Genomic DNA, 12490 nt, shown 5'->3' on the forward strand with positions numbered 1-12490 from the left:
GGCCCCGTTCCCCAACTTGCATTGTCTGTAGAATTTCTTTTTGAAATTCTCTATGTTGGGGCCCCGCCAACTTGCACATTATTGTAAGCTGACTTTCTGTCAGCTTCTGTGTTGGGGCCCCGCCAACTTGTAAAAACTTTAAAAACGATCATTTCTATTAAATCTGGCATAGATATGACCGTTTTTACTTTAATAAATAATATTGTATTTTAGGGAGTAAGACAGAAATATTAAAACATCTCTAATGATTTAATATGTAGTGGTCCCTACACATTAACCACCAATATAATTCATGTTTATCTTTTTACGTTGACGATTGGCAACTGTTTGAGCAGTTCTCTCATCTGAATATCGATCATCTCTTATTTGCCATAAAGCTTTAAATTGTTCTTTTAATTCTTCGTCGGTCACGCCAGAACGAATAAACGCTTTAACGTTAAATCCATCGACAGTTGCAAATAAACATCCGTAAAACTTCCCATCTGATGACAGCCTTGCGCGTGTACATGTAGAACAAAATGATTGTGAAACACTTGTAATCAAACCAAATTGAACACCATTATCCTTATGGCGATAATATTTTGCTACTTCCCCAAAATATTTTGGTTCTACAGGATCGATTTCAAAGTGCTGCTCTATCATTGTAAGCATTTCATCTTTAGTTACAACTTTACTGAAATCCCATCCATTATCATTACCAACATCCATAAATTCTATAAATCGAATCTCTATATGTTTATCTTTAAAATATTCAAGCATTGGTATGATTTGATCATCGTTAATACCTTTTTGTATAACAACATTTACTTTTACATTCAAACCAATAGACGTCGCGTAATCAATTTGTTCTAAAATCGTAGTCGCTTTAATATTACGATTATTGATTGATTGAAATAGCGTATCATCAATAGCATCCAAACTGACATTAATTCTGCGCAGCCCAGCATCATATAACTTTTGTCCATGCTTTTTTAATAACAAACCATTTGTAGTCAAACCAATATCTTCAATACCATCGATTTGATTTAATTTAGCTATAAGTACATCTAAATCCCGTCGCATCAATGGTTCTCCACCTGTAATGCGTATTTTTTTTACACCTAATTCTGCATATACCTTAGCGATTCTAGCCATTTCATCAAACGTTAAAAGTTCATTTTTAGGTAAAAATACGAAATCATCTCCAAATACCTCTTTAGGCATGCAATAATCACACCTAAAGTTACACCGATCTGTCACAGATAACCGTAAGTCACGGATGGGACGTCCTAGTTTATCTTTTATTTGTTCTACCATTTGTGGACCTCCTAACAGCTTACAATTTTTGAATTAAAGCGTCCAAATCATGCTGATAATTTATATTTTTGTACCAATATGAGGGCGCATCTACATCCCTTACATCCAAATAATCCGTTGATAATTCATGATATACATTTTTAAAACTGTAATTATCAGAATGTAGTGCTTTAGTTATAGCGCCTAATGCATTCGGACTATAAAATGCAATTGTTGGAATAAAACGTCCATCTTCTTTAAAAGCTGCGACATCTAAATGATTTTCAATAAGATGAGAAACTAAAAACTGATACAACGTGCTTACAGCTTTACCAGTAATCATTGGTGTATCAACAGAAACGACAAAAAACAATTCTTCTTCAGGATGTTGCTTCATGATTGTATAAATTCCTGCTAATGGACCTTTATCATTATGATTCTCATCATCTATAACAACATTTGGATATTTAAATTGCGTTGCCAATTGCGCATTTGTACTAATAATAATTTCATTGAACATATTTGTTGATTCTAATGTCTTAATTACTCTACTATAAAAGGTCTCACCGTTCACTTCCGCAAAAGCTTTGGGCTTACCAAATCGCACTGAATGACCACCTGCAAGAATTATTGCTTTCATGCTCCCTTAACCTCCACTAACCGGTGGAATTAATGCAACAGTATCATTAGGTTGAATGAAATCCGATTTTTGTACAAATTCCTCATTTACAGCAACTTGAAACTTTTTATTATTGATTTGCGGATAACGTTCAAACAATAAATCTTCAAATTGTTGTACAGTCAATGCTTGTTCAAGCACAATATCTTCCTGTGCTTTTTGTAATATATCTTTAATTTCTGCGAAGTAAAGTACCTTCATCTCTCTTATTCCTCCCTCTTTGCTTCTTCATAATTCCCTTTTTGATGCCCTTGCCATTTTGAACCATCTTCCCAAATTTCTTTTTTCCAAATCGGAACAATTTCTTTTATACGCTCAATTGCATATTCATTTGCTCGATAGGCATCTTTACGATGCGGTGAAGAAACCGCAATTAATACAGCGATATCTGAAATTTGTAATGGCCCTATTCTATGAACAATACTCGTTATCGTTCCAGGCCATTTTTCATTTATTTCATCTCCAATTTGTGCCAATTTCTTTTCAGCCATTGGAATATACGCTTCATATTCTAAATATTCCGTTTTGACGCCTTTAGTCCATTCGCGAACATGACCGGTAAAAACAACTACTGCACCTTGATATTCATTTATAGTGAATTCACGATATTGTTCTGTTTGTATCGGTTCTGTCACGATTTCAAATTGTTTCATTCATTTCAATCCTCTATGTTAATTGTGTATCACAATCATTTTTAATTTTATTTAATAACCATTGCTCAAATGCTGTAAAATCTTCATGCTCCCTTACATTAATGCTATAACAAACATTCGACAATTGTTGTAATACTTGCAACTCTTCTTCATTTCGATAGACTACGACTTTTTCAAAATCAGCATTTTTAAAGCCTTCAACTAATACGATATTGGTGTCAATTGTAACAGATTTTTCAATAATTTGAGTAAGATTTTGATTATCTACACGTGTTACAGTTTGCTGATATTGAAAACCTTGTACAATACTTTGATCTGCCCCCGCTTCAAAATGCTTCATGTGATCGACGTCTGAATCCTGTAATTGAATATCTTCCTTACCATGCCCATGATGTTTAATAGTAGCAACTGTATAACCATGTGACTTTAAGAAAGAGACAATATGCCTCATCAATGTTGTCTTACCAGACTTTTTGTAACCTACAATTTGTAAAATCATAAAAGAAGTTCCTCTTCAGCAGCGTCAGATTCAGTCAATATAATATCTACTGTATGCCCCGCTTTAAAACCACGTGACCCTCCTGGTAACATGACCATACAGTTAGCATGTGCAATCGCTACAACCGCACCTGATTTATTGAATCCTGAAGGTACTACAGTAGCTCCAGCACTTGTTAACGTTGCTTTAGCACGTATAAATCGTGTGAATGGGTTTGCCTTGGTAAAATCTTCCATTAATGTTGCTTTAATTATTTGCGGGAAGACTTCTAGTGCGCCACACATATGTTTAACAGCTGGTTTCACAAATAGTTCAAATCCTGTAAAACAAGCTGATGGATTTCCAGATAATCCAAACAAATACTTTCCATCTACAAATGCAACCGTTGTTACGCTACCAGGACGCATTGCTACTTTATTAAATAACACTTCCGCCTTTACAGCCTTATAAATCTCAGGTAAATAGTCAAAATCTCCAACAGAAACTCCGCCCGTTGTAATAACGATATCATGTTTTTCCATAGCTTCTTTAACGACTTGGATGCCACTATCTAAATCATCTTTTTGTGTTTTGTAAATACCAACTTCAAGACCTAATTTTTCTGCTAAGGCACGAATCATTGGGCCATTAGAGTTACGAATTTTCCCATCTTCTAATACATCATTAACATCTAATAATTCGCTTCCTGTTGCAATAACAGCGACACTCGGTTGCTTAATAACTTTAACCTCTGCATAGCCATATGTTGCAAGGACCGCGATAGCCCCTGGATTAATTACTTGTCCTTTTTTTAGAACAACATCGCCTGTCTTTGTTTCTTCACCTTTTAAAGATATATTTTCATTTTTTGAAAATGGTTTACGAATTGTAAATGTATCTTCTAGTTCAATCGTTTGTTCAAACATAACAACAGCATCTGCGCCATTAGGTATTTGTGCTCCAGTCATAATACGCACCGCTTCGTGATCCCCAACTAATTTATCAGAAACTGAACCTGCACCAATATGATCAATCACTTTAAACTCAATGCGATTCTGACCACTTGCCCCTTGTGAATCAACACTGCGAATTGCAAAACCATCATAAGGTGATTTATCAAACCTTGGTATATCATAAGTAGCTACAATATCTTCTGCTAAGATATGATTTAGACTTTTTTCAAGTGCTACCGTAATTGCCGGCATTGAACTCTGCTGATTAACGATACGTTGAATTGCTTCTTTAACTGGGATTGGGTTTCTTTTTTCTACTACCATTAAAAATCATCTCCAAAACTTTTATTTTTTCATGATATACTAGATGCACTAGGAGGGGTAAAATGACTGAGTTTACTCATATTAATCAACAAGGCCACGCCAAAATGGTCGATGTATCAGACAAACAAATTACAAAAAGAACTGCTGTCGCTCATTCAAGCATTACTGTAAATGAAACTATTTTTAAGCAGATTTCTAATAACACCAATACCAAAGGCAATGTATTGAACACTGCTCAAATCGCTGGTATTATGGCTGCCAAAAATACATCAACACTTATTCCGATGTGCCATCCATTACCATTGACTGGCATAGATGTTCACTTCAGCTGGGATGAAACAAATGCACCCCTTTATACTTTAAACATTCAAACAACTGTCTCTACAACTGGCAAAACCGGTGTTGAAATGGAAGCTTTAACCGCTGCATCAGCAACGGCTTTAACCATTTACGACATGACGAAAGCAGTTGATAAAGGTATGATTATTGGCGAAACCTACCTTGAAAGCAAGTCTGGCGGTAAATCTGGAGATTTTCAACGCCAATCAAATCAATAAATTATTTTGTAAGCTCATGAATCAGATGATTTAATTCTGGTTTAATGAGCTTTTCTAATGCTAATTTAACTGCGCCTGTTGATCCTGGAATCGAAAATATCAATTTATTATTAACTGTACCTGCTACAGCACGAGACAATAATGCACGCGTGCCAACATCTTCAACATAACTCAAATATCTAAACAATTCCCCAAAGCCTTCTATCTCTTTAGTTAAAAGTGGTTTTACTGCTTCAATCGTCACATCACGTTGTGCAATACCTGTTCCACCAGTCGTAATGATGACATCAATATCTTCTTCTAACCACTTCTTCACCTGCGTCGTGATGGCTACTTTTTCATCTTTCACAATTGTATAATGTGCGTCACTCACTTCAACGTCATCTGCTTGTAATAGTTGGCGCACGCATTGACCACCTTTATCTGTATCAAAGTCTCTAGTATCTGATACCGTTAGTACGGCTGCTTTAACTGTACGATTCAATTTAACGTTTTGATGTTCGCCCATAATATTACACTCCTTTTGTCTTATCTTTTTTTATCCAAACAATAAATTCATTAGATGTGTGGCATCTGATGTGCGTGTCATGCCATGTATTAAAAACCTTCCACCTTTAAAAGCAACAATGCGGTGTCCTTTAAATTCAAACATAACCATATACGAATTACTGCGATAATTTAACTGATGTTGTTTTAAAAATTGAACAAGAATGTCGTGTGTAATTGATGCATTTTCATACTGTACAGTGTCTCTACCACACAATGTTGCATAACGTTGTTCATTCTTGTTTAAATACGGATAACTTGGTACATCTCCACAAGTTGTACAGTCTGAACGTTGCATTTTACTGAAACCAAATGAATAATGACTACCTTCCCAAATATCGCCATAAGTTATTTTTGTGTCAATTGGTTGTTCCGTTAATACTTTCATCGCATCTCTTAATTGTAAACTTGTTGCCATCGTCACGGCAGGTTGAATGACCCCTACTGTATCACATGTTAAATTTAATGCTGGCAATTGTGGTACCAAACAGTTAAAGCAAGGTGTTTTACCAGGTATAAATGCAGCTTCTGTATATGTACTCTGTACAACACCACCATAAATCCAAGGTATACGATATTTATATGCAAAATCATTAATCAGTTGTCGTGTTTCAAAGTTATCGGTTGCATCAATAATAACGTCAACGTCCTGTCCATGTGTTTCCAAAAAATAATAATCCACATGGGCAATATAATCATCAATATCAACATCACTACGTAACGCTAGCAAATGCTTTTTAGCTGCAACCACCTTAGGCATCATTTTCAAAGCATCTTCTTCAGTAAACAATGTTTGTCTTTGTAAATTACTAAATTCAATATAATCTCTATCAACAATGATTAGTTTGGCAATGCCTGCTCTAACAAGTCCTTCGGCCACATGTGTACCTAATGCGCCCATACCAATAATCAACGCACATTTTTGATTTATTTTGCTTTGACCTATTTCACCTATTTGTTTAAATAAAATTTGCCTTGAATAACGTTCTTGACTCACATTAAGTTATCCTTTCTTTTTATCATTACTTTCATTATATGACGCGCGTCAATGTCTCTCAAAAAAACTGCCCCTAAAAAAGAGTTTAAAACATCATTAAAATGCTGATAGAAGCATTCACTTCTACAATTTTAAATACGTTCTAAACTCTTTAATGGCAAATAAATGATTACCCAATTGTAATAATTTCATGAGCCATTTGTTCTGCTTCATAGTTTGAATGTGTCACAAATATGATTGGTATTTGCCATTCGTTGAAAATACGTTTAACTAATGTAATACTCTCATCTTTTGTAGTATCATCCAAACTAGAAAAAGGTTCATCTAATAAAATTAAATCTGGTTTCGTGCTAAGTGCACGTGCAAGTGCTACACGTTGTGCCTCTCCACCTGACAATGTCATAGGATATTGTTTCATCAAATGATCAATGTTTAAAGTTTGAATTAATTGATCGATGTGTTCAGATGGTTCAGCCATAAAAGTAATATTTTTATAGACCGTCATATTAGGAAACAATTGGTAGTCTTGAAACAGATATCCAATACGTCGTTGTTGAATTTTAACATTCACGTTTTTTGCCGTATCAGTAAGTAATTGCCCATTCACTTCGATAATAGCTTCATCTGCTTTACGTAATCCGGCAATCATATTTAAAACAGTAGTTTTACCAATGCCAGATGGACCACGAACTGCATAAATTTTTGGTTCAGTATCATCTATATTGATGCGAATTAAAGTGTTCTTTAATTGATATTTCACATTGATTTTAAGCATCTAGTCGACCTCCTTATATTTATCTTTATTCAATAAATTAATTGTAGATATAACCACAATAGAGAATGCGACTAGCACTAATACCCATAACCACGCTTCATTTTCTCTACCTTGTTCCACTAAGAAGTATATTTCTAAAGGTAGTGTATTCGTTTTATTTGGAATATATCCTGCAACCATTAATGTAGCACCAAACTCACCTAATGCACGAGCAAAACTCATCATTATACCTGCTAAAATAGAGCGTTTAGCTAATGGTAAAATTAATTTGAGGAAAATTTTCGTTTCACTTGCTCCCATCGTTCTAGCTGTATTAATCATTTTCGTGTCTATACCTCTGAAGCCTTGCACAGTATGTTGATACATTAGTGGAAAACTAACAATGACAGATGCTATCACAGCACCTGTCAAAGTGAACACTACAGGTAAATGTAGTACATTCGCAAAGAATTGACCGATTGGTCCTCTTGGCGAGAAGATGATTAATAGAATAAAACCTAATACCGTTGGCGGCAAAACAATAGGTAATATCAATAAACTTTCCAATACTTTAACCCACGAACCCTTACGACGATACAACCATTTAGATATAAAAATACCTAAAACCGTTACAATAATCGTACTGATTACAGCAACTCGTATTGATATCCAAAAAGGTGTTAAGTCAGGCATGGATTACAACTCCTTATGCTGCAAAGTGGTATTCTTTTAGTATTTCTTTAGCTTTATCTGATTTTAAGAATTCCATCCACTCTTTTGCTAATTTACTATCTGATGTAGCACCAGCTTCGTATGTGATTGGCTTCTTAAGTTCTACTTCTTTAATTACTTTTACAGTATCAATTTTTTTATTTTGTTTATATAAGTCAGTTTTATACACAAAACCTTGTTTCGCATTACCCTTTTCAACATAATTTAATACTTGTTTTACATCTTTAGCATAAACGATTTTACTTTCGACTTCTTTAAATAAGTTATTGTTATCTAAATACTGTTTCGCATATTTTCCTGCTGGTACAGTTTTCACTTCACCTAATGCTAATTTATCATTGTCTTTTAAGTCTTTTACTGAAGTGTAATTTGAATCTTTATCACCAATTAATACTAGACTATTTTTCGCATATTTATATGTATCATGCGCTTTATTCTTGTCTTTTAATGCATCTACATCTTTAGTATTTGCAGACATAAATACGTCAACAGGTGCGCCTGATTCAATTTGTTTTCTTAATGCCCCTGATCCACCATAGTTAAATTTAATATCAGCATTTTTATGCTCTTTTTTAAATTCTGAAGCTAATTTCTTGGTTACATCTGTTAAACTTGCTGCCGCTGCAACTTGAATCTCTTGTTTCTTACCATTGTCTGCGTCATCTTTTTTACTTTCATTATTATCGTTAGAATTAGAGCAACCAGCTAATACTAAAAGCATTGCAATCACAACAGCAAATAAACGTTTCAATTTCATTGAGTGAACCCCCATTTTTAATAATATTTACATTTTCATTATACACTTACTATTATATTTGAAAAGAACCGTTGCCTGTTTATATATTGATTCAAACAATTGTCAAATTTGCATAAGATTGATATTTATTAATTGATGCCCTAGTATGTATATTCTCGAATTCAATTTAAATCAAACAGATTGCTCGCTATTAATTTTTATCAATCAAATTTCAAACTTAAGCAAATATGTTAAAATTTTAAGCAAATTGCTTTAAAATAAAGTTTAAGCTAATTAAAGGGGTTAGATAATGAACAAAGATGTATCTTTAGGTCAACCAATTGTTAGATATGAAGATGGAAAATTATTCAATACAACAGATCAATATGTGACAGAATTTCCACTTACAATTATGGTGAATGGTGAAGAATTTGCGACTGTTATATGCAGTCCAACAAACCTTGAGGAGTTAGTCATTGGATTTCTGGCTTCGGAAGGTGCCATTTTAAAGCGAGATGAATTAAAATCTGTACTGATTGATGATAGTAAAGGTTTTGCCCATGTTGAACTTAATAAAGATTTAGGCGATCGCTTTCAATATTCCACAAAACGAATGATTGCATCTTGTTGCGGAAAGAGTCGTGAGTTTTATTTTCAAAATGATGCTGCTATCGCTAAAACATCTATGTCTAAAATCACTTTAACTCCAATGCAAATTATTAACATGATGACTCGATTACAAAGTGCAAGTCATATTTACCAAGAAACAGGTGGCTTACATAATGCTGCTATAAGCGATGGTTTGACATTTTTTGTACATCGACAAGACATTGGTAGACATAACGCTCTAGATAAATTATATGGATTTTGTATTCAGCGACATATTACTGTCCGAGATAAAGTATTAATTTTTAGTGGACGTATTTCATCAGAAATTTTAATTAAAGCCGCAAAAATTGGTGTTGGCGTCATTTTATCTAAATCAGCTCCGACAACGCTTGCTGTAACCTTAGCTAATGACCTAAATATTACGGCAGTTGGATTTATTCGAAATGGTGGCTTTAATATATACAGTCATCCAGAACGTATCATTGATTCTGAACAATAACATATTCATTATAGTGTGTCATAATGAACGATATTCTACATGAATCAACAATTTAAACGCACTATTTTTATAAGTATAAGTAGCTCAAAACAATTTAAAAAGCAGTAAGTTGATTTCTACTCGAAACCAGCTTACTGCTTTTTTATTCTAATACAAACCTATCATCAATCGTTAATTTCCAATATCTTCTTTTAATATTTGATAACAAAACGATTGATAGACATAACCTTGCTTTGCATACATATCTTTTGCTGTATCTTCACCATCTGCAACTAATATGATTGGTTTGTGATTTTTTGATATGGCGTATTCACCTATCAACGATTGAATTGTAGATCCAATTCCTTGGTGCCGAAATTGTTCTAATACACCAAATCCATCTAATTCAATGTAATTTTCACTTTCAATGACATCTACAACGCCAATAGGTTCATTATTTAAATAAGCTACTAAGCGTTTAATCACATCTTTTTGATAATGTTCCCTTACCATTTCTTCATGTGCATCTGCATAGTCTTTTCCAAATGGCAAACTAAACTGATATGCAACTTTTAAATAGGCATCTATATGCGACTCGTCAACGATGGCAATTTCAACGTCAGAGTTACGCGGCAAATTGGCAAGCGCATCACTTTCTATGGCATACAATTCCATAATACCTAGTTCAAAATTCATATCTTTAAACATAGCCATCCAATGATTATCAAGTTGTTCATTTTCCGGGAAACTAAACGCATAATGATTTGAACCTTGATTTGTATGTAATTGATGTTGACGTTCTAAGTCTTTCAGCCATCGCTCTTGGGTAGGCGTCTTTTTATATATCCATGTGTTACTTGTGTATCGTTGTGGAAAAGAAGGCGTTAAATAAATCAACTGCTCGTCGTCATTTTCAAATATAGTGCCGTTACAATATATATCTGACATACTTATACTAGCCATTGACACCTACTCCTTTCACTTTTATAAATTTCAAAGCAACTTATTCAATTACTTTACTATCTTAAATATGATTATTTTATTCCCATAATTTGACGAAACTGCGAGTGATTAAGTAAAGCTGTACCAATCAAACTTGCTACAATTGCTTTTAATATATCACCAGGCAAATAAGCTAATGAAATTGAAATAGCTTTCGTAAATGGTATGTTAATAATCATGCCCATAATCAATGTACCAATAACATCTAATGCTATAACACCAAAAACTAAAATACCAACGAATAAAATCCAGAAATTAATTTCATTGATGAATCTATCTCGAATCGCCCCAATCATGAATGCTACAACTGGATATAATAGTAAAAACCCTGCTGAAGGACCTGCGAATACACCGATGCCACCGCGACCACCTGATAACAATGGCAAGCCAGCAACTACTAATAATAAAAAGACGATAACACTTAATGTGCCATATTTACGTCCTAAAATCGCACCTGCTAAGAAAATACCAATGTTTTGAAGTACAATTGGTACTGAAGAAAATGGTAGTGGAATTACCGGTACCAATCCTAAAATAGCGATAATCGCTGTCATTAAAGCTGTATATACTAACTGTTTTGTTGTCATTTTTTACTTCCTTTCGTATTTCATGACCATTATTATAGCACCATTGTAAACTTTAAGAAATGAAAAGTTTACAATAAGTTGTTCTATATAAATTAAAACCTTAATTATTCTACACAGCTGTTAATTTACTTTTTTAGCAAGTGCAGTTATATAATCAAAAAATGCGTTGTTATCTACATGATTTATGACATTAATTTTGCGCCCATCTTTACACTCAAATGTCTTACCTTGACTTGGTCCATAACTTATTACATCGACTTTTTTCTCAATTGAATGAACCAAGTCCTTGTTACCAATATAAGCAGTCGTTAAAACATCCCATAAAAAGTAAGTAGAATTTGTTATAAAGTGTGTTAATGGTGGTACCGCTGCATAACTTACTCCTAAAAAATCAATGCCCGTATATTGGCGTTCATTCGCCCATCTTTGTCTAACATCTAACGTTAGCGGTACTTGATTCGTACTTTCTAAAGCAACCATATCAATCTCTATATCGCTATCAAAAACAATTTTAACCGCTTCTGGATCCCAATATGCATTCCATTCTGCAGAACCATCATGCTCAGGTTCTTCAACATTTCCTTTTGGTAAAAAGGTGCCACCCATCCAAACTAATTTTTCTATATACTGAACGATAGATGAATCTTTTTGTAGTGCTTTTGCTAAATCTGTAAGCGGGCCTGTAAATAATAATGTTACTTTTTCTGATTGTCTCTTTAAAGTTTGAATAATGTCTTCAAAGGCTTCTTTGTCGCTCACATTTGAAGCAACATGTTTGACTGGCTCATTTAAAATTGGCAATGCGTCCATAAAAAAGGCATGCATACGCCATTCTTTAGGAAATGGATTTTTTCCTCGTTCATATGATGGCGCAACTTGAATATCTTCATTTGAAAAACGATTAATAATTTTTACTGATGCGCTCAAAGATGGCTCTAAATAACAATCAGCACCAATTGTACTGACCCCTATCAATTGAACGTTTTCCATTTGTAATAATAAAAATAGAGATACTAAATCATCTACACCACCATCGTGGTTAAAATAAACTTTCTTAGTCACTCGAAATCCCCCTTACATTTCATTTTCCATTAACAATATTATGTTTTTATAAAACGTTGTTATATATC

The 12490-nt window shown here is 33.8% G+C and carries 16 protein-coding genes; 2 read left to right on the plus strand and 14 right to left on the minus strand.

Going from position 1 to position 12490, the window contains the following annotated elements:
- Positions 1 to 273 precede the first annotated feature (273 nt).
- From moaA to JG553_RS08550, 6 genes are read right to left on the minus strand one after another with little or no spacing between them, the layout of a single operon-like run.
- The gene (gene moaA / locus JG553_RS08525) at positions 274 to 1296 is read right to left on the minus strand and encodes a GTP 3',8-cyclase MoaA (protein WP_000230173.1); all 1023 of its coding nucleotides are present in this window, start codon (positions 1294 to 1296) and stop codon (positions 274 to 276) included.
- A gap of 19 nt (positions 1297 to 1315) precedes the next feature.
- Positions 1316 to 1915, minus strand: coding sequence for a molybdenum cofactor guanylyltransferase MobA (gene mobA, locus JG553_RS08530; protein WP_000643988.1), 600 nt, complete (start codon positions 1913 to 1915; stop codon positions 1316 to 1318).
- 6 nt (positions 1916 to 1921) lie between these two features.
- Positions 1922 to 2155 carry a molybdopterin converting factor subunit 1 gene (gene moaD / locus JG553_RS08535; RefSeq protein WP_000866971.1) on the minus strand — a complete coding sequence of 78 codons (234 nt, stop codon included), beginning with the start codon at positions 2153 to 2155 and terminating at the stop codon, positions 1922 to 1924.
- A 5-nt stretch (positions 2156 to 2160) separates the two neighbouring features.
- Positions 2161 to 2607, minus strand: a complete 447-nt coding sequence (locus JG553_RS08540; RefSeq protein ID WP_000808500.1) for a molybdenum cofactor biosynthesis protein MoaE — start codon at positions 2605 to 2607, stop codon at positions 2161 to 2163.
- 13 nt (positions 2608 to 2620) lie between these two features.
- Positions 2621 to 3106, minus strand: a complete 486-nt coding sequence (gene mobB / locus JG553_RS08545; protein WP_000602937.1) for a molybdopterin-guanine dinucleotide biosynthesis protein B — start codon at positions 3104 to 3106, stop codon at positions 2621 to 2623.
- The gene (locus JG553_RS08550; protein WP_000259718.1) at positions 3103 to 4362 is read right to left on the minus strand and encodes a molybdopterin molybdotransferase MoeA; all 1260 of its coding nucleotides are present in this window, start codon (positions 4360 to 4362) and stop codon (positions 3103 to 3105) included. The genes mobB and JG553_RS08550 overlap by 4 nt, the downstream gene beginning before the upstream one ends.
- A gap of 62 nt (positions 4363 to 4424) precedes the next feature.
- Between JG553_RS08550 and moaC the strand changes: the two genes are divergently transcribed.
- Entirely contained in the window at positions 4425 to 4919 is a 495-nt protein-coding gene (moaC, locus tag JG553_RS08555; protein WP_000134528.1) for a cyclic pyranopterin monophosphate synthase MoaC, read from the plus strand.
- Between the two features lies 1 nt (position 4920).
- Here moaC and JG553_RS08560 read toward each other — a convergent pair whose 3' ends face one another.
- The 5 genes from JG553_RS08560 to modA all read right to left on the minus strand — a co-directional run bounded on the left by JG553_RS08560 (position 4921) and on the right by modA (position 8705).
- Complete coding sequence (locus tag JG553_RS08560) at positions 4921 to 5427, minus strand: MogA/MoaB family molybdenum cofactor biosynthesis protein (protein ID WP_000503820.1); 507 nt, start codon at positions 5425 to 5427, stop codon at positions 4921 to 4923.
- Between the two features lie 30 nt (positions 5428 to 5457).
- Positions 5458 to 6462: a ThiF family adenylyltransferase gene (locus JG553_RS08565; protein WP_000076929.1), complete on the minus strand. Its 1005-nt coding sequence runs from the start codon at positions 6460 to 6462 to the stop codon at positions 5458 to 5460.
- 169 nt (positions 6463 to 6631) lie between these two features.
- Entirely contained in the window at positions 6632 to 7237 is a 606-nt protein-coding gene (locus tag JG553_RS08570) for an ATP-binding cassette domain-containing protein (protein ID WP_000913019.1), read from the minus strand.
- Positions 7238 to 7909, minus strand: a complete 672-nt coding sequence (gene modB, locus JG553_RS08575; RefSeq protein ID WP_001113093.1) for a molybdate ABC transporter permease subunit — start codon at positions 7907 to 7909, stop codon at positions 7238 to 7240.
- Between the two features lie 13 nt (positions 7910 to 7922).
- The gene (gene modA / locus JG553_RS08580) at positions 7923 to 8705 is read right to left on the minus strand and encodes a molybdate ABC transporter substrate-binding protein (protein ID WP_000769517.1); all 783 of its coding nucleotides are present in this window, start codon (positions 8703 to 8705) and stop codon (positions 7923 to 7925) included.
- Positions 8706 to 8994: 289 nt separating this feature from the next.
- Between modA and fdhD the strand changes: the two genes are divergently transcribed.
- Complete coding sequence (fdhD, locus tag JG553_RS08585) at positions 8995 to 9792, plus strand: formate dehydrogenase accessory sulfurtransferase FdhD (protein WP_001030825.1); 798 nt, start codon at positions 8995 to 8997, stop codon at positions 9790 to 9792.
- A gap of 171 nt (positions 9793 to 9963) precedes the next feature.
- Here the strand turns inward: fdhD and JG553_RS08590 are convergent, their stop codons facing one another.
- The 3 genes from JG553_RS08590 to JG553_RS08600 form a co-directional block, all read right to left on the minus strand.
- On the minus strand, positions 9964 to 10734 hold the full coding sequence (locus JG553_RS08590) for a GNAT family N-acetyltransferase (RefSeq protein ID WP_000146745.1): 771 nt from the start codon (positions 10732 to 10734) through the stop codon (positions 9964 to 9966).
- A 71-nt stretch (positions 10735 to 10805) separates the two neighbouring features.
- On the minus strand, positions 10806 to 11360 hold the full coding sequence (locus JG553_RS08595; protein ID WP_000208733.1) for a biotin transporter BioY: 555 nt from the start codon (positions 11358 to 11360) through the stop codon (positions 10806 to 10808).
- Between the two features lie 120 nt (positions 11361 to 11480).
- Positions 11481 to 12422, minus strand: coding sequence for a nucleoside hydrolase (locus JG553_RS08600; RefSeq protein ID WP_000163416.1), 942 nt, complete (start codon positions 12420 to 12422; stop codon positions 11481 to 11483).
- Positions 12423 to 12490: the final 68 nt, after the last annotated feature.

This window comes from Staphylococcus sp. T93 (assembly GCF_016743875.1).
In the GTDB taxonomy this organism is placed as follows: domain Bacteria; phylum Bacillota; class Bacilli; order Staphylococcales; family Staphylococcaceae; genus Staphylococcus; species Staphylococcus aureus.